Annotated in this window: 18 protein-coding genes and 1 pseudogene; 16 read left to right on the top strand and 3 right to left on the bottom strand. The window is 69.2% G+C overall.

Going from position 1 to position 16,393, the window contains the following annotated elements; translation table 11 throughout:
* Positions 1 to 1,482 precede the first annotated feature (1,482 nt).
* The 3 genes from ACFVZH_RS38635 (at position 1,483) to ACFVZH_RS38625 (ending at position 2,917) form a co-directional block, all read left to right on the top strand.
* Entirely contained in the window at positions 1,483 to 2,154 is a 672-nt protein-coding gene (locus tag ACFVZH_RS38635; RefSeq protein ID WP_384905095.1) for a hypothetical protein, read from the top strand.
* Positions 2,151 to 2,450, top strand: a complete 300-nt coding sequence (locus ACFVZH_RS38630) for a hypothetical protein (protein ID WP_384905093.1) — start codon at positions 2,151 to 2,153, stop codon at positions 2,448 to 2,450. Before ACFVZH_RS38635 ends, ACFVZH_RS38630 begins: the two co-directional genes overlap by 4 nt.
* Before the next feature lie 131 nt (positions 2,451 to 2,581).
* The gene (locus ACFVZH_RS38625) at positions 2,582 to 2,917 is read left to right on the top strand and encodes a hypothetical protein (protein WP_384905091.1); all 336 of its coding nucleotides are present in this window, start codon (positions 2,582 to 2,584) and stop codon (positions 2,915 to 2,917) included.
* 62 nt (positions 2,918 to 2,979) lie between these two features.
* Here the strand turns inward: ACFVZH_RS38625 and ACFVZH_RS38620 are convergent, their stop codons facing one another.
* From ACFVZH_RS38620 to ACFVZH_RS38610, 3 genes are all read right to left on the bottom strand, one after another.
* A complete protein-coding gene (locus tag ACFVZH_RS38620) occupies positions 2,980 to 3,651 on the bottom strand; it encodes a helix-turn-helix domain-containing protein (RefSeq protein ID WP_384905089.1) in 672 nt (223 codons plus the stop codon).
* Entirely contained in the window at positions 3,644 to 7,195 is a 3,552-nt protein-coding gene (locus ACFVZH_RS38615; protein ID WP_384905087.1) for a DUF927 domain-containing protein, read from the bottom strand. Before ACFVZH_RS38615 ends, ACFVZH_RS38620 begins: the two co-directional genes overlap by 8 nt.
* A 274-nt stretch (positions 7,196 to 7,469) precedes the next feature.
* Entirely contained in the window at positions 7,470 to 8,207 is a 738-nt protein-coding gene (locus ACFVZH_RS38610; RefSeq protein ID WP_384905085.1) for a GntR family transcriptional regulator, read from the bottom strand.
* A 236-nt stretch (positions 8,208 to 8,443) separates the two neighbouring features.
* On the opposite strand from ACFVZH_RS38610, the gene ACFVZH_RS38605 reads away from it, so the two are divergent.
* The 13 genes and pseudogenes from ACFVZH_RS38605 to ACFVZH_RS38545 all read left to right on the top strand — a co-directional run.
* Positions 8,444 to 8,950: an RNA polymerase sigma factor gene (locus ACFVZH_RS38605; protein ID WP_384905083.1), complete on the top strand. Its 507-nt coding sequence runs from the start codon at positions 8,444 to 8,446 to the stop codon at positions 8,948 to 8,950.
* Between the two features lie 5 nt (positions 8,951 to 8,955).
* Positions 8,956 to 9,357, top strand: a complete 402-nt coding sequence (locus ACFVZH_RS38600; protein ID WP_384905081.1) for a hypothetical protein — start codon at positions 8,956 to 8,958, stop codon at positions 9,355 to 9,357.
* A gap of 100 nt (positions 9,358 to 9,457) precedes the next feature.
* Positions 9,458 to 9,682 carry a hypothetical protein gene (locus ACFVZH_RS38595; protein WP_384905079.1) on the top strand — a complete coding sequence of 75 codons (225 nt, stop codon included), beginning with the start codon at positions 9,458 to 9,460 and terminating at the stop codon, positions 9,680 to 9,682.
* A gap of 3 nt (positions 9,683 to 9,685) precedes the next feature.
* Positions 9,686 to 9,997: a hypothetical protein gene (locus ACFVZH_RS38590; protein ID WP_384905077.1), complete on the top strand. Its 312-nt coding sequence runs from the start codon at positions 9,686 to 9,688 to the stop codon at positions 9,995 to 9,997.
* Positions 9,994 to 10,299: a hypothetical protein gene (locus ACFVZH_RS38585; protein WP_384905075.1), complete on the top strand. Its 306-nt coding sequence runs from the start codon at positions 9,994 to 9,996 to the stop codon at positions 10,297 to 10,299. The genes ACFVZH_RS38590 and ACFVZH_RS38585 overlap by 4 nt, the downstream gene beginning before the upstream one ends.
* A gap of 61 nt (positions 10,300 to 10,360) precedes the next feature.
* On the top strand, positions 10,361 to 10,762 hold the full coding sequence (locus ACFVZH_RS38580; protein ID WP_384905073.1) for a hypothetical protein: 402 nt from the start codon (positions 10,361 to 10,363) through the stop codon (positions 10,760 to 10,762).
* A 2-nt stretch (positions 10,763 to 10,764) separates the two neighbouring features.
* A complete protein-coding gene (locus ACFVZH_RS38575) occupies positions 10,765 to 11,982 on the top strand; it encodes a hypothetical protein (RefSeq protein WP_384905071.1) in 1,218 nt (405 codons plus the stop codon).
* A gap of 35 nt (positions 11,983 to 12,017) precedes the next feature.
* Positions 12,018 to 12,338: a hypothetical protein gene (locus ACFVZH_RS38570; protein WP_384905069.1), complete on the top strand. Its 321-nt coding sequence runs from the start codon at positions 12,018 to 12,020 to the stop codon at positions 12,336 to 12,338.
* 217 nt (positions 12,339 to 12,555) lie between these two features.
* A complete protein-coding gene (locus ACFVZH_RS38565) occupies positions 12,556 to 14,484 on the top strand; it encodes a hypothetical protein (protein ID WP_384905067.1) in 1,929 nt (642 codons plus the stop codon).
* Positions 14,485 to 14,568: 84 nt separating this feature from the next.
* Positions 14,569 to 14,805: a hypothetical protein gene (locus tag ACFVZH_RS38560; RefSeq protein WP_384905065.1), complete on the top strand. Its 237-nt coding sequence runs from the start codon at positions 14,569 to 14,571 to the stop codon at positions 14,803 to 14,805.
* Entirely contained in the window at positions 14,802 to 15,227 is a 426-nt protein-coding gene (locus ACFVZH_RS38555; protein WP_384905064.1) for a hypothetical protein, read from the top strand. The genes ACFVZH_RS38560 and ACFVZH_RS38555 overlap by 4 nt, the downstream gene beginning before the upstream one ends.
* 507 nt (positions 15,228 to 15,734) lie before the next feature.
* Positions 15,735 to 15,950 (top strand): hypothetical protein, encoded by a 216-nt coding sequence (locus ACFVZH_RS38550; protein ID WP_384905062.1) that lies wholly within the window; start codon positions 15,735 to 15,737, stop codon positions 15,948 to 15,950.
* 349 nt (positions 15,951 to 16,299) lie between these two features.
* Positions 16,300 to 16,393: pseudogene (locus tag ACFVZH_RS38545) on the top strand (YggS family pyridoxal phosphate-dependent enzyme); the annotation flags it as partial.

The following is a 16,393-nucleotide window of genomic DNA, read 5'->3' as shown; positions in this document are numbered from 1 at the left end:
GGGGTACCGGCCTTCGGCCTGCCGGTGCCGCCGAAGGCGGCATGTACGGATCGTGACCGCTTGCGGTCGCGGGGGAGCCCGAGGGGGCTTGCCCTCTCGGGTCTCGGTGGCGCCCCGCGCTGCCGAGACGTCGCCCGGCCGGGCCGCGCTGGCGGGGGAGACCGAGGGAGGTCGCCTCTCGGGAGGAATACTCGCAGGTGAAAGCGCACGGAATACACTGACTGTCAGTGGTGTACTGGGGGTCAGTGCACCCAGTCTCGCCAGTGTGGTCAGTGGAGCACGTGCCGTTTTTGCGGTGCTCGGTGGGGCCGGCGCCGTCGGGCCCACGATGGCGATCTACTACGGAGAGTAAACTAGACCAATTTGGGTCGGCTGGACGGTCGGCCACGTCGATGCGTGGGCGAGCGGAGCGAGAGTGCCGGGCTCAGCCACATCGCGGCAGCGGCCAGCTCCCCGCCGGCCGAGACCGGGCGGAGGGTCGCCTCACGCTCCCGCATCCGTGACGGCGGGGGCACGGCGCCCGGCCAGGGACGGCCTGCTAGACGGCGAACCAAGATCACGAGACGGTCCACCCCTCCCCGCCAGCCTTCGGCGCACGCAACGACGAGAGCTGTGCCCGGCGGACGGCTGGCCACGTAAACCGCCCACGGACCCCGTCCCCGCCCCCACACGGCCGCAGGGGCGGGAGAGCCTGAGAGGGCGCCGCCCTCTCGGAACCAGGGCTCACACCCGGGAGTGAACCAGAGCCCCGGAAAGCTGCGGATATAGCTGTTCCGGGCGGCAGAACTGAACCAACTGAACCAGTCGATCTTTGGTAAAGCGCTGACCTGCGCAAACAGGCTTGGTGGGGCTGGTTCAGTTCGGATCGGCAACTGAACCAGGAACCGGAGAACTGAACCAGGGCTGGGAGGAAACTGAACCAGGAGGGCTCTGACCTGCGGAAACGCCAAGGAGGCCCGTGGTTCAGTTCTTCGTGCGGAACTGAACCACGGACCGTGAACTGAACCAGAGAGGTTCTGACCTGCACGAATGCGTCGGCTGCTCCTGGTTCAGTTCCTCATGGAGAACTGAACCAGGAGCCTGGAACTGAACCATGGGGCCGACGCTCACCATGAGGCCGGGCAACCTCTCAGCCCCACATGAGCGCGTTTACCTGGGAAAACGGCTTGAGAGTCTCTCAGGGTGCTGTGGTGAGTGGAGGGGGAAGGAGCCTGGTTCAGTTTTGCCGAGGAAACTGAACCAGCCCAGCGAACTGAACCAGCGGTGCGAGGAACTGAATCACGTTCCCCGGGCCGGTCATCGGTCATCGGTCATCGGATCGGTCACGACAGGCCGGCAGGTGACCGATCCCGTGACCGATCCGATGGCTGATCGGTCACGACAGGCCGGCAGGTGACCGATCCCGTGACCGATCCGATGGCTGATCGGTCAAAGTGCAGGTCAGGAGGCACGGAAAGCACTGGGGGCAGTAGGGTACGGGCCATGGTCTACAGATGGGCTCTCGTGAGCCAGAAGCCCGGGGTGGGGAAGTCGACGTCCGGCATTTTCCTCGCCCAGGCGCTCTACGAGCAGGGTGACGACCCGATGCTGGTCGACGCGGACAAGGGCAAGACGTGCCTGGACTGGGATGAGATGGCGGGCGGGATGCCGTACCCGGTAGTCAGCAAGCCCGTGAAGCAGCTGCACCGCACCCTCCCGGACATCGTCCGGGGCCGCGGCTCGGTCGTCATCGACGTCCCGCAGGTCGAAGACCACGAGCAGATCGCCAAGGGCGCCATGCTGTTCGCGGACACCTGGGTGATTCCGATCGCCCCGAGCCCGGTAGAGGTCCGCCGGCTCTTCCGCGACGACGCCTTCGGCGACTTCATCCAGGAGCTCCAGGAGCTCCGCGAGGAACTGGGCAAGGAGAAGGCCGAGGTTGTCTTCCTGCTGACGCGGACGAACACCTCCCGGATGACCAAGGGAGGCCCGGACCGTGACGTCCGCGACGAACTCACCAACCACGAGTACCGCACGCTGGACGCCCAGATCCCCTTCCACGACGACATGTACCGCCAGACCGGTGGCTCCAGGGTCCGTGCCCTGGGCACGCCGTACGAGCGCGTCGCCAAGGAACTGAAGGCCCTCACCCCGCACGCTGGAGACCGAGCATGAGCACCAAGCGCCGTAGCCGCTACGCCGCCGCCGCGAGTCAGCAGCCGACCGCGCCGAGGGCGACCGAGGCCGCGCAGAAGGTCCGCACCGAGCCGATCCGGGTCACCCTTGATCTGTCGCCCACTCAGCACCGTGCGCTCAAGCGCTGGTGCAACCAGGCAGCCGCGGATCACGACCTTTCCCAGGTCCCGCTCGCTCGTGTCCTGCGGCTCCTTGGCGAAGAGCTGGTGGACAACGACGCCCTGGCCTTCCGGATTGGCGAGAAGCTGAAGGTGATGGCGGCCGAGGATGCATAGCTGTCACGCTGTCACGTCCAGTTTTCACGCGGGGGGTTCGCCCAGGTCACAGCTCGATGTGGGCGTGACACGCGACAGCAGGCACCCGGAGTGTGACAGGTTCTCACCATCACATCTGAAAGGTCGTTGGCATGGCAGGTTACGAATCGTCCTTCACGATCACGCTGAACGACAGCATGGAGGAGGAGGGTATTGGGGAGTCCATCGACATCCCCGGCAAGTACCTCAGCTACCTGCCGTACGGGATCAAGCTCACTGGATGCTGGCAGCTCACGATCTTCAAGAAGGGTGGGGACGAGGAGACCCACTTCAGGGTCGGTACCGCGTTCTACCCCTGGCAGAGGATCGCCGAGATCTCAGATGTCTATGACGACGTCGACGGCCTCCAGCGATGGGCCCAGGACCGTGACCTTAGCTTTGCTGACTTGCAGAAGGCTCAGGATGCCTTCCGGAACTTCCAGGGCTAGCCAAGCGCTTGAGAAGGAGCCCCGCACCCCATCCTGGGGTGCGGGGCTCCGCTGTGAGCTGGTCAGTCTTCCAGGATGTCGCCTGGCTTGAGGGTCTCGGTGTCGGAGACGTACCGTCCGCCGGAGTCGCCGACGTCGCCGAGAGGATCGTTGATTCCGCCGAAGGAGAGTTCTTCGACGGAGATGATCTCGAAGTCGGACGTCCCGAAGTAGTGCTGGGCCAGACCCTCCTCCATCTTCGAGACAGCGGCCTCCTGCCCGCCTTCGACGAACGCCTGGCGGACCTCGTCCATGAACCCGCTCGGCAGGTGCCGGCCAAACTGGATCGTGCGGTCGCGCTCGTCGCCGGAGACCCGGACCGTGCCGGAGAGGTACGCGCCCCCGGAGACCCGGGTGTCACGGGACCGGGTGCCCACCTTCTTGGTGGAGGAGTCGATCTCGGCCCGGTCCTTGGCGGAGACCAGCTTCGTCATCGCCTCCCGCTCGGCCCGCTCCAGCTTCTCCAGGCTCTTGGCCGAGGGCTTGGCCTTGCCCGAGAGCCAGCCGCGCAGGGTCCGCTTGGTGACCCCGGCCGCGGCGGCCGTCTTCTCCTCGTCGCCTCGGTTGCGCTTGCCGAGCCAGCCCAGACGCTCGCCGATCGACTTCTTCGCGATCCGCTCGTGTCCGCCGGCCGCGCGGCCGGTCAGCTTGGCCATCAGGGCACCGGCCCACGTCGTCTGCTGCGGCTTAGCCACGGCTCTCCTCCCACTCCTTCGTGGTCATGGCGGTCTTGGGGCGGAACTGTCCGAGATGGCCGATCTCACCCTCAGGGGCGAGACGGAGCCCGGCCGGGACGGACGCCCGGGGGTCGGTGTCGGTGGTCGCGTACACCAGCTCGTCGGTGTTCACGGCGATCGGGTACCGGCGGACGTCGACCTTCCCGAGGATTCCGGCGCCCCGGTAGACCTTCCGCAGGAGCCCGGTCCACGCCTCGTCACGGACCGCGTAGCCCCAGTCCGGGCGGGCGATGACGAACTGGTCGTCGTTGCGGAGCTTGCCGTGCAGGGTGCGGTAGGTGGCCTTCATCGCGTCGCGCAGGATCGTCGCCTCGGTGTCCCCGGTGCGGGCCTCCACGACCTTGAGCCCGTCACGGAGCCGGGCGGTGAAGTCGCGGAACCCCTGGTAGCCGACCGCCGGGGCAATCCACGCTTCCATGACCTCGGGGCTGATCCCGCTCTCCACGTACAGCTTCACGATCGCCGTGGTGACCCAGACCAGCTTCCCGGCCGGGACCTCGTGGACGGGGGCGGGGACCAGGGCGTGAGGCCACTCGGGCACCCGCATGAGCCAGAGGCCGGCCATCTTCTCGTCGAAGAGCACCCCGCCGGTCTCGTGGACCAGCTCGGTCCCGGCGACGATCGCCTGGCCATAGGCTGGCAGGTAGTTCTTGATGGCGTCGTAGCCGATGACGAACCCGTGGGCCCGCTCCTGGTCGGTCAGCGGCCGGGACCAGGAGTCGGCGGCCTGCCAGGTCGGCCACTCCGGGCTGTTCTTCGGGACCATCTGCACGAACGTCTTCCGCGTCGCGTCCAGGCACCCGCGCAGGGCCCAGATCGCGGTGTTCGCGGCGGTCCCGGTGTAGGACCAGCGGACCAGCTCCGCGTACTGCACGAGCCGCTCCGCCATTCGCGCGGCGCCGGCGGTGTCGCCCTTCGGCCCCATCGGGAACTCTGTCGGCTTCAACCAGGCCGCCACGGTGATCCGCACATGCCCGTGACGCTTCGGGTGCTCCATCGACGTCGTCGGCTGCACCCGGGGCCGCAGACCGGCCTTGCGGGGCTGGTGCCACCCGGCCTCAACCAGCGGCAGGAACGCCGCGTGCCACGGCTTACCGAGACCCGGGCGGGGCCCGTTGAGCCCGTACCGGGCCCGGACCTCGTCGTCCACGACGAGGGTGACGTCGTGTGATCCGGCGGAGTCGGCGACCACGTCGACCAGGGCGACGAGGTCGGTCACGGCCTGGCCCTCCAGCGCGGTACACGTACCGGTCGCCGGGTCGAACAGGCCCTCGGCAGTGACGGCTCGGACCTGGGCCAGCACCACGGGCTCCTTCTTGGAGGTGTGCCGGGCCTTGGCCGGAGCGACCTCCCGCACAGGCGGAACGGACTCGCTCACGACCGGAGCGACCTCCCGCGCAGGCGGAACCGGTCCGCCCACGGGCGGAACAGTGCTCTCCGTGGGTGCAGTAGGTGCAGTGCCCCCAGTGGGTGCAGTGGAGGGGGTGTCCGGAGCGTCCTCGGCCTGGCCCTCCTCGGGGCCGTTGGACTTCTCCATAGAGAAGTCCAACAGCCAAGAGGTGGTTCCGGTGGTTCCGGTGGTTCCGGTGCTGGTCAGAGGCCCATTTTCCGGAACCACCTCGGTGGTTCCGGGGTGGTTCCCGGTGGTGGTTCCGCTCCGGAACTCTGGTCCGGGACCCCTGCCGGGGCCTCCTTGAGAGCCGTTGTCAGAGCTCCCGCCGGGCTCGTCGCTGGCGTACAGCTCCTCGGCCCTCAGGGTGTTGAAGCGGTGCATCCTGAGTCCGAGTCCCTTGCCGCGGAGTGGCTTCGGAAGCTGGCACTGTGCCCGCTTGCCGTTCTCCTCCCGAAGGTGAATGCCGAGCTCGTACAGCCTCCGCATCGCGGCGGTCATGTTGTCGATCCCGGCCTGGGCGCTGGCCTCCTGGACGACGGGGTCGAGAACCCACCATTCGCCACTCTCGGGGTCGGTGAAGCCGCGGAGCTGGCGGAACCCCTCCTCAGCGGCTGCGGGGAGCCGGTCCATGTCGGGGAACGCGCTCTTCTGGAGACGCAGGGCATCGAGAGCCCACCAGAGCTTCTCGTGGTCGGGCACGTTCGCCTCGTCGGCCGCCGTGATGGCGTCGGCCAACCGGGCGGCGGCCTCGGCCTCGGCGGCCTTGCCGATCTCGGGGACGCCGATGGCCTCCCCGAGCATGTAGGCGCCGACGACCCAGACCATGTGCAGCTCGGCGATCGTCGCGGCGATGCCGCCGGTCGACGGCCGGTACTTCGAGCAGAGCTCCAGGTGCCGGGTCTTGATCCGCTCCAGGTTCTCCGCGCGGAACATGCCCTTGCGGATCGCCCACTCCAGGGGCCAGCCGCCGTACGCCTTCGCCAGCCGCTTGAGCCGCTTGGACACGTGCTCGGCGCCCTTGTGGCCCTCGGGCGCCGGAGACCCGTCCGGCAGCAGCATCTTGTCGGGGAAGAACGGCGCCTTGAACTCCTGGAGGCGGGTGGCCAGGTCCTCGGTCTGGCCCTCGTGCTTCAAGGGCTCGTTGGAGGAGGAGACCGCGCAGGACAGCCAGAAGCCGTCCGACTCGCGCGGCGATCCGTCGGCCGTGCCCATGGCGCGTACGGCACCGGCGACCATCTGGGAGATCTCGCGGGACGACTCCTGGATGCGCCGGCCGGAGCTGGAGTGCTCGTCCAGGCACAGCGGCAGGAAACCGCGTTGACGGAGCGACTGGGTGATGCCCTGCTTCGACGCGTTCCACGTGATCATCAGCTGCTGACGACGGGGCTTGATGTCGCCGAACGTCCCCGAGCAGATCGTCAGGATCGTGGACTTGCCCTGCTGACCGGGGCCGAAGCAGTTGACCATGTGGGCCAGCACGTCGAGCGAGTCGAGCACCGGACCGGCGAACATCGCGCCCTGGACGAGGGCGGACTTGCCGCACTCGGTCGTCCAGTACCCGATCTCCTCCCACGCGTCCTTGGCCTTGGCCTCCTCGCCCCGCAGCATCCGGTAGCCGAGGGTCTGCGCGTGGGCCTCGGGGAAGATCAGGTCCCCGGCCTCGTTGTAGTAGGTCCTGGCCGGGACCTCGGGCGCCTTGTCGCCCTCCTCGCGCATGATCCGGGCGAACGCGTGCTTCTCGTCGTTGCCGGTCGGCCGGCGCTGACCGCACTTCGCCGCCCACGTGCCACGGTCCAGCTCGTCCTCGGTCAGGATCCGCGGATTGCGCTGACGCTTCCCCCGGGCCAGGTACTCGGTCCGGATGTACTCGCCATCGTCCGTGTAGTGGGCGACCGTGGCCTGGATCTCGGGGACGTACCCGATGATCGTCGGCGCCTCCTCGCCCGACTGGTGAAGGATCGCGCGGCTGCTCTCCTGGTAAAACCAGCCCCGCCGCAACCCGGCGATCGAGCGGCAACCCGGCGGGACACCATCCCGCTCCAGGGCCCGCACATTGCCCCCGCGCCGCCTCTGAGGCGACTGGGCGGGGATCTCGGTGGACGTGCTCACAGAGTCCTCTCTGCGGCCTGCCACGCGAATGTGACGTCACGACGTCGTCAGAGGTGGGGGAGAAATCTCCCCACCCCTGCTCTACACTCGGCAGCAGACCTTTGCTTGGTCGCCGCGACGCCCTTCTCCGGGACTTCGACCTCTTTCAGGCTTCGACCCCTGATTGAGACCCCGGGTGGGGCGTGCGGCTTTTTTGCGTTTATGGATCTTGTTCGGTTATTCCGTGCAGCTTACGCCGGTAGGTGGACAGGTCCGTGGGGCCGTAGATCTGGGCTCAGGCTTCCGGCTGAGTGTTCAACGACGTTGACCACCGGAGGATTGTCGATCCGCCGACGACTTTGACGGCGACTTCGACGACCCGCCCATCTGCGAGCGTGACCGTACGGACGACCTGGGTCACGATCACGTCTCCGGCAGTCAGACCGAGGGCCGTCTTCTCCGTCTCGGTTGCGAGACGGGAGGTGACCTCCTCCAAGACCCTTTCCTGTGCCACCCCGAGGCGCTCTGCTGCTAGCTCTCGGGACCCGCCGGTGGACACCGGTTCGGTCAGTTCGGGAGTCACCGCGATCACGTAGGCCGGGTAGTACGAACTGCTGATGTGCACCGGCACGCCATTGCGGCTTACCACCCGGCGCCTTACGTGGACGGGCGTCCCCGGAGCAACATCGAGCCGAGGGGCGATCAGCTCGTCAGCTCCGGTGGTCCCCACCTCCAAGATGCGGGAACTCTCGCCGCCGCCCAGGGCCCTGCCCGTCGTTTCGTGCAGGTGGACCCGAGTGGCGATGTTGTTGCTGACGAGGCCGGCCACGACCGTGCCGACGCCCGACTTGGGGAGAGTCAGGCCCTCCATCTTGAGTGCCCGGTAGGCGCGATTGGCGGTGGTCTGAGCCACGCCGAAGCGCTCGCAGACCTGCCGCAGCGACGGCATGGTGTCGCCCGGCCGGAGCGTTCCGTCCTGGATCTGCTGGCGGTAGTAGGCGGCAATTTCCGCGTATCCGGTGTTCTCGGGCATAACTGGCCTCCCTTCTTTGGTCTCGTGCTGCACCACTGAGTGCAGGGGTGCACGTCTAAGGCTAGTCCACGTACACACCTAGCGCTACCACTAGCGCTCAACAGCGCTAGTGGTCTACCTTGTTGGTGCACCGCCTGCTTCAAAAGCAGAGCGGCCCCCGGGCTGGCGTCCTACCGCCTGCCCGGGGGCCTGAGACCGATCCCCGTTCTGACCTGCCAGAAGGGAGCGATCCTGAGATGGATCGTAACGAGGTACAGCCCCTGTCCCCGGCCGCCGCCGCGCGGCTGGACCGCCTGTTCCGCCTCTACAACACCCGCCTCCTGGCGTTCGCCGGTACGCAGACCCGCGACCACGCGACCGCCGAGGACGTCGTCTCCGAGACCTGGCTGAGGGCGGCCCGCTCGCTCGACCGGCTCCAGGCCGAGGACGCCAAGGCGTACGGCTGGCTCCGCTCGATCGCGTTCCGCGCGGCCGTCGACGTCTACCGCCCGAAGAGCTCGACCGAGACCGTCACCGACTTCGGCGATGTCGTGGCGATCCGGCTCCTGCCCGCCGCCCCGCCGGCCGACGCCGACGTCCTGGCCCTGGCCGACCTCACCCCCGCCCAGGCGACGGCGGTGAAGCTCGCGGCCCAGGGCATGTCCCAGAACCGGATCGCCCGCCGCATGGGCAAGGCCCAGCAGGTCGTCTGCAAGAACATCCACGCGGGCGCCCGCCGCCTCCGTCTCGCCGGGTCCCGGTGATCGCCGTGACGACGAGCATCCGACTCCCCCGCATGGCGGCCCCGACCGTCTTCGTGTCCGGCCGCGACGGCCTGGCCGTCATCGACACGATCGCCGTCGAGCGGGCCGTGACCGGTAACCGCAACGACGCGACCCTCACCACCGACGAGGCCCAGTACGCGGCCAGCCTCCTCCTGGAGGCCGGGATCGAGTACACCCTCGTCGCCGTCCAGGTCGGCGTCGACCGCCGCACGCTCCGTGGCTGGTTCCCCGAGCAGACCCGCACGGTCCGCTCGACCCCGCCGGTCTGCGGCACCCCCCGCGGCTACAAGGCCCACCTCCGCCGGGGCGAGATCGCCTGCACCGGCTGCAAGGCCGCCGCCGCGACCGCCCGCCGGCGCCCGTGGGAGCTGGAGGACGCGGCATGAGCGGCCAGAGCTCCCAGACCCAGAGCGGCCAGGGTCAGTCCCTCTCCGACAAGGTCCGCGACGCGAACAAGACCTCCAGCCACAAGTACGGGAAGAACGGGTGATCTCGATGGGCCTCTTCAAGCGCAGAGAGTCCAAGAAGGACGACGACGCCCGTACGTACCGGCTCCTGGACGGCCTGGAGTCCGCGTACGCGGCCCGGACCGGCGACCCCTGCGGGGACGCGGACCTGTCCGCTTTCGAGGAGACCGTGCTCTTCGGCGTCGGCTACGACCCCGCCGAGACCTACCCGCCCGCCGGCCACACCTACCCGACGAAGGGCTGACCCATGGCGAACACCCGCAAGCTTGACCAGGCGATCCGCACCGCCCAGGCCAAGCTCAAGGCCGTCCAGTCCCGCGAGTCCTGGGCCCTGTCGGCCCGAGACCAGGCGGCCCTGGCCCGTCACTCGGCCGTCGTCTTCGGCAAGGCCCTCAAGCTCAAGGACTCGCCCCGCGCGGAGAAGGCCATCGACACGATCTGGGCGAACGCCGCCCAGACGCTCCAGGCCGAGATCAACGCGACCGAGACCGAGAAGGCCCGGGTCATCGGGGAGGCCGCCAAGGCCAAGGCCGAGCGCAAGTCCCAGGGCTGGTGGTGACCGTGAAGACCCTCCTCGTCCGCCCGCTGGTCTGGGCCCTGGTCCGCACCGACGCCCTGGTGCTCTTCTTCACCCTCGTCGGCGTCGCGCTCCTCCTCGGTCAGTCCCTCCTCGGCCTCGGCCTCACCTCCTTCGCCGCGATCCTCTCGGCCCTCCCCGTCGCGACCGCCGCCGCCCTGGGCGCCTGCCTCTGGTGGGTCTCCTCCGGCCCCGGCCGCCGGGCCTGCGTGGACATGGCCCTGGAGATGGCCGACCGCCTGGCCGACTGGGCCGGATGGCCGACCGTCGAGCTCGACTCCTGACCCTCTCGCCCTCCAGTGGTGCCGCCCCGCGCGGCACCACCCCTCCCCAGGGAGCCACACCGTGACCCACCACCAGGACATCCAGCCGTACGTCCCCCAGCCCCTCCACTCCATCCCGCCCGGCGTGACCGTGGCGTACACGGCCGAGGGTCAGCCGGTCTACATCCCGACCCAGTCCCAGCAGCAGCCGGTCATCGTCCAGATGCCGACCCAGCCCATCCCGGCCTGGCTCCGCAACGGCCTGATCGCCGCCGTCGGCCTGGTCATCCTCTGCACCCCCGCCACCGTGCTCCTGGTCGTCGCCGCCCCGGCGGTCGCCGCCATGGGCCAGGCCGTCGCCTACGGCGGCATCGGTATCGGCATCGGCGTGGTCGGCGTCGCGGCCGGCATCAAGGCCCTGCGAGAGACCCCGAAGCCCGCCAAGGCCGCCCGCACCGGCCTCCTCAGCAAGAAGGCGAAGTGACCATGCGCTTCAAGACCCAGACCCAGTCCGTCCTGACCGACGTCACCCGGGACGGCAAGACCCACCAGATCCCCAAGCCCGTCACCAAGCTCGTCCCGATGGCGCCCCGCAACTGGGACGTCATCGGCCTCCGCACCGCCGGTGCCGTCGTCCTGGCCCTCACGGCCGTGGCGATCGTCTGGTCCACGATCTCGATCGGCGACCTCCTCCAGGGCGGCCCCGGATACGCCGCCGCCGCCCTCTTCGATGCCGCCTGGATCACCTGCATCATCCTGGAGATCCTCGCCCGCTACGACCGCGAGAAGCGGACTTGGGCCCGCGTCCTCGGCATCATCCTCGTCGTCATCACCGCTGGCGCGATCTTCTGGCACGGCTGGAAGGCCGAGGACATCGCCCTGGCCGTGGTCGGCGCCATGGTCTCGGTCATCGCCAAGGTCCTCTGGGTCGCCGTCCTCAAGCACGTCGACCGCGACCTGAGCGACGAGGACGCCGCCTGGCTGGAGGCCGAGACCTCCAAGGCGACGCTCGTCCTGGCCCGTGCCCAGGTACAGCGTCAGGTCGCCCGCGCAGAGGGCATGGTGCTGGGCGAGCTCCTCGCCATCGAGCACCAGCACCGCCAGACCGCCGAGGCCCTGGGCATGACCCGCGCCGAGTTCCAGGAACTCCGCGTCCGTGCCCTCGGCGCCGCCGAGGCTGCCCCGCTCGCCGCTCTCCAGGAGGCGGGCAAGCCCACGGAGCCCACTGTGGGCACTGCACCCACTGAGTTCAGTGTCACCCGTGCCGAGGAGGGCACCGACGGGCAGAACACGGGCACCGAGATTCCGCAGGTCACCGCCCCCGCCGTGCCCGCGCTTGCCCTCGTCAAGCCCATCCCGCTCGACCTCGGCAAGGCCCCCGCCGACCTGGGCAAGCCCCAGCCCGCCGCCGTGGTGCCCGCCGCCACGACGGTTGCCCAGCCCGGCGCCGGGCTTGCCCGCACCGCCGCCCGTGCCGAGGGCAAGCCTTCGGGCAATACCCCTCCCGCCACGATCGCCGAGGCGGTCCGCCAGGCCGTCGCCGCCGGGCTCATCGACGCCGACGCCATCGCCGCCGAGGTCATGACCGCCATGCCCGACGCGAACCGGTACTCGGTCCGCCGGGAGATCACCCGCCAGCGGCCCGCGATCGAAGCCGTCCGCGCGGCCCAGGACGAGACCGCCGGCACCGGCCAGTACCTCTAACCGGCCCCGCACATCCCGCAGACAGGAGACACGACATGAGCGACCGCCAGACCTTCACCGCCCGCGCCGAGGCCGCCCTGCGCAGGGCCGACGACCTGGTCGCCAAGACCAACGCCCGGCCGCACCACACGCTCATCGCCCGCGAGCTCGACCAGATCGAGCGCGACCGCCAGGAGGCCGGCCTCCTCATCCAGTCCGCCGCCGTCTGGGCCCAGCTCGCTGCCGTCTCCCCGCTCCTCGGCCCCGCCACCGGCAGCGGGAAGACCGCCCCGGCCCAGGTCCCCCAGGACACCGACCTGTCCCTGGAGGACACCTCCGGCGAGCGCGGCGGACCGAACCCGCTCGCCTGGCGCTGAGAAATCTTCTGGCGACTGTCACACCGCCGCCGGATCTCACACCTGTAGCAGGTGAAAGACCCGCAAGACCGGCCCGTCCGAGGTAGCAGCCGGACGGACCATGCCGGGCCCGTCCGCCCCGTAGCAGGAGGCGGACGGGCCCTCCGAGGGCCAGGTAGCAGCCGGTCCCCGGGTGACCCCGCACAGCCCCGCAGAGAGCCACAGAGGAGTCCCCCCGATGTTCGCACCCTCCCCCGCCACCGGCGCCCGCCCGGTCCGCCGGCCGACCGACTGGCACAAGATCGGCCGCCGCGTCGCCTTCGGCTGGCGCGTCGTCTCCGGAGACACCCTGGACGGCAAGCCCCGCACGGACCGCACCTGGACGCACCGCGGAACCCCGCTGACCACCAAGCGGGAGGACGGCCGGATGCCGCACTCCTGGGACTACCTCTCCCGCCTGGAGACCGCCGGCCTCCGCGCGTTCGGCACGTTCGTCGTCGGCGGAACCGGCTACGCGGCCGTTGTGGAGCCCACGGAGACCCTCCAGAGCCTCCAGCTCTCCGGGGTCGGCGCCGCCGCCGCAGCGGCCTCCTGGGCCGGTTTCCGGGGCATGGACGGGGTCGTCACCTGGAAGCACCGCAAGCACTGGATCTGGCCCCTGCACGTCGTCCTGCGTGACCTCCTGGGCCTGCCCGAGGGCGTGAAGCCCTCCGACTACCTCAAGGTCCCCGCGGACTACGCCGAGCGGGCCGGGGACGTCGTCCGCATCGAGCTCCCGGGGACCTGGGCGCCCGGCACGGACGCCAGCGCAGTGGTCCAGGCCGTCACCAGCAAGCTCGCCCTCCAGGACGTGAAGGCCACCGTCCGGCTCAAGGGCGGCAAGCACCACATCACCTTCACCCAGGCGCCCCGGGCCCCGCAGCGGGTCATGTACTCCGACCCCGAGGTCGCCGAGCGCGTGCACAAGGCGCCGGCCTCCGCCCCGTTCCTCGGCCTCTCCCACCGCGACGTCTCGGTCTCCATCGACCTGGACGACGAGAGCCCGCACATCATGTTCTCCGCCGCCCCCGGTGGCGGAAAGTCCGTACTGGCAAAGGCATTTGCCGCCCAGGTTCTCCACCACGGCGGAATCGCATTCCTCATCGACTTCAAGCGGACATCCCACAAGTGGGCCTATGGGCTCAAGAACTTGATGTACATCCGCAGTGAAATGGACGCCCATTTCCTCCTGTTGGCCCTGGCCCAGGAGGGAAACCGGCGCATGGCCATCGCCGAGGAGAACGTGCACCGGGAATTGCGCGGTGAACCGCCGCTTCCCATGGGCCCGCGAATTCTCCTGATCCTGGAAGAGGCGAACACCCTCCGCAAGCGGTTGTCGAAGTACTGGGCGAAGAACAAACCGGAAGGAGCGAAGGGGAACGAGTCCCCGGCCGTTGAAGCGCTCGGAGAATTCCTCTTCATGGGTCGTTCGCAGCTCATGCACGCGCTTCTGATCGGCCAGTCTCTTACGGCCCAGACCGTCGGCGGCCCGGAAATGCGAGAGGCATTCACCGCCCGAATTCTCGCCCGCTACACGCAGAATGCATGGCGAATGCTCGTCCCCGAAGTCTCGCCCATTCCGAAGGCGTCCCGCCACTCCGGCCGCGTCCAGATCGTCCTCGCGGGCCAGGCCCACGAGACCCAGGTGGTCTTCATGACCGACGAGGAGGCGAAGGCGTACGCGACCTCCGGAGTGGTCACCCCGGTCCCCTCCATCGAGCAGCTCATGCGCGGCACCGACACAGTGAACAAGGGACACAGGGAGGGGACCCACCAGGGAGAAGAGGTTGTGTCAGACACAACCGGCCGCCCCCTGCGGGTCGTCCCCGACCCTGACCTGGGCGAACCCGCCGCCCCGGCCGAGGCCACCCCGATCAGCCTCTCCCAGGCCGCCCGCACGGTCTGCGCCGGAGTGGCCGGCCCCGCCCAGCCCGGCGTCGACACCCCGCAGGAAAAGCGCGACCTCTTCGCCCTCAGGAATGCCCGCTCCCGAGACAAGCAGTTCCCCGACCACGTCGCACTCAAGGGCAAGGAGAAGCTTTACAACCCCACCGAGCTGGAGCGCTGGACCCGGAATCGGATCAAGGCATCGGCCGAATCAGAGACCGCCGAGACCGGCACCGAGTAGAGAAATCCGGCGGGGAACTCGCCACGAGTTCCCCGCCCTTCTGAAAGGCAAAACGGAGCCATGGAAAACCCGAGAAAGAGGCGAATGGAAAAGCGCCAAGGAATGCTGCACACGGCAAAGAAGCTGATTTTCGTAGCCGACGCGGTCATCAACTCGGCCGAAATCGGCACCGAAGTCACCACCAGAGACATGCAGGAGAAAGCCCGTCAGTTCTTCAACCTGGAACTGACCGACGAGGCCGCCACATTGGCCCTCGTCGCCCGACTGGAAGAGCGCGGATACCTCGTCACCCCCGACAACGTCAGGAGCCTGGACGCATGAGCCCCGCCGAACTCACCCTCGTCAAGACCGAAAACCCGGCCGAGGAATCCACCACCGAGACCACCGCCGAAGAGACCACCGAGAAGGCGCCCCTGCCCACCCGGCTCGCCATCGCGGCCGGGGCCACCCTCGGCATCGGCGCCGGCCTCCTGCTCCTCAACGTCGTCGTCGGCCTGGCCTGGAAGCTCCACCAGCTCCACCTCTGGACCTGGGTCCTGATCGTCGTCTACTGCTTCGTGGGCGGCGCCGTCGTCCGGCTCTTCAAGGAGCGCGAGAAGGCCCTCAAGGCCATCACCTTGCAGTGGGCCCAGTACCGCGCGTGGGCCACTGACGACCTCCCCGACCGCATCGAGAAGGCCGCCGCCACCGGCCGCACGGTCCGCGGCTGGGTCTGGGAGACCAAGGAGGAGAAGACCGCATGAGCGAGTGCCCCGAGTGCGAGACCGAGGACTGGGCGATGTGCGCCGGGTGCGGCCTGTGCCAGTGCGAGCGGCACGACCACTGCACCCGCCCCGCCGGCCGCTGCCCCGCCGGCCGCTGCCCCGCCGGCCGCTGCCCCGCCGGCCGCTGCCCCGCCGGCCGCTGCCCCGCCGCCCACCCGGCCGACCCGACCCCCTGCGACGGCCCCGCCGACGCCCTCCTGATCCTCGACCAGACCAACGCGGGCGCCTACGGAAGCCGCCTCCTGGCCTCCCTGACGGGCGCACGGCCGGGTCTCCGGACCCGAACACTCAGGAGCCGCCATCGTGGCCCACAAGGCCGCACAGAGCCTCCCGCCGCTCCTGCCCACCGGCCCCGCCGACACCCTCGCCGACCTCGTCGGCACCCTCTACTGACCCCACTGGAGGCACTGAACCCACTGTGCACCTGACCTGCACCGCAATCGTTGACCACACCGAGAACCCACCACCAGGACAGGAGCCCGCCGGATGAGCGACCAGACCCACCCCCCGCTCCCCGTGCCGATCTGCACCCGCCCCGTACCGATCCACCCGGCCCCCACCTACTGGCCCACGACCGAACACCGCGACCACTGGTTCGACGCACTCGCCCGCCACGGCTACGGCGACGGCCCCCGGAGCACGAGCGCCCCCACCCCGGAGTACGGGGCGCCGGCACTCCCCATCACGAGCCCCCCGACCTGACCCGAGCAAGATCCCCAAGAGCCCCGCCACCCGATCGGGAGGCGGGGCTCTTCTTGTGCCCGCACCCAAATTGGTCTACCTTTTCAGACGTCACGCAGAGTGCCGAAGGCAGGATTGCGAGACCACTGAACTCACTGGACTCACTGGACTCACTGCACAGACTGATTAGCCGTGACCTACTCAACCCAGTGCCTTCCGTGCCTAGTGATCAGCATCTTTGCGTGAGAGTGCACCCGACTCCACTCAACATCAAGTCCGCACGACGGACCCTGACCGCCGAAGGCGGTCACCCCGAGTAGCTTCGGGCGCCAGCGGCGCCCTCTCCTGCCGGAGGCAGGCACCCCGACACGGCTGCCTGATCCAGGTCGCACTCGACGCCGAGTCCGGCGAGCGGGGCGACCGCGGCGGGGTCTCGCCGGACGGGCTCGAGGAGTTGGCGGCCG

This window comes from Streptomyces sp. NPDC059534 (assembly GCF_042743475.1).
In the GTDB taxonomy this organism is placed as follows: domain Bacteria; phylum Actinomycetota; class Actinomycetes; order Streptomycetales; family Streptomycetaceae; genus Streptomyces.
Note: the sequence above shows the minus strand (reverse complement) of the source record. Positions and strands in the feature narration are given on the sequence as shown.

Coding starts and splice junctions, on each gene's coding strand:
- ACFVZH_RS38565 (WP_384905067.1), top strand. CDS start 12,556: ATGTTCGCACCCTCCCCCGCCACCGGCGCCCGCCCGGTCCGCCGGCCG.
- ACFVZH_RS38635 (WP_384905095.1), top strand. CDS start 1,483: ATGGTCTACAGATGGGCTCTCGTGAGCCAGAAGCCCGGGGTGGGGAAG.
- ACFVZH_RS38630 (WP_384905093.1), top strand. CDS start 2,151: ATGAGCACCAAGCGCCGTAGCCGCTACGCCGCCGCCGCGAGTCAGCAG.
- ACFVZH_RS38610 (WP_384905085.1), bottom strand. CDS start 8,207: ATGCCCGAGAACACCGGATACGCGGAAATTGCCGCCTACTACCGCCAG.
- ACFVZH_RS38590 (WP_384905077.1), top strand. CDS start 9,686: ATGGCGAACACCCGCAAGCTTGACCAGGCGATCCGCACCGCCCAGGCC.
- ACFVZH_RS38605 (WP_384905083.1), top strand. CDS start 8,444: ATGGATCGTAACGAGGTACAGCCCCTGTCCCCGGCCGCCGCCGCGCGG.
- ACFVZH_RS38570 (WP_384905069.1), top strand. CDS start 12,018: ATGAGCGACCGCCAGACCTTCACCGCCCGCGCCGAGGCCGCCCTGCGC.
- ACFVZH_RS38555 (WP_384905064.1), top strand. CDS start 14,802: ATGAGCCCCGCCGAACTCACCCTCGTCAAGACCGAAAACCCGGCCGAG.
- ACFVZH_RS38550 (WP_384905062.1), top strand. CDS start 15,735: ATGAGCGACCAGACCCACCCCCCGCTCCCCGTGCCGATCTGCACCCGC.
- ACFVZH_RS38575 (WP_384905071.1), top strand. CDS start 10,765: ATGCGCTTCAAGACCCAGACCCAGTCCGTCCTGACCGACGTCACCCGG.
- ACFVZH_RS38560 (WP_384905065.1), top strand. CDS start 14,569: ATGGAAAAGCGCCAAGGAATGCTGCACACGGCAAAGAAGCTGATTTTC.
- ACFVZH_RS38625 (WP_384905091.1), top strand. CDS start 2,582: ATGGCAGGTTACGAATCGTCCTTCACGATCACGCTGAACGACAGCATG.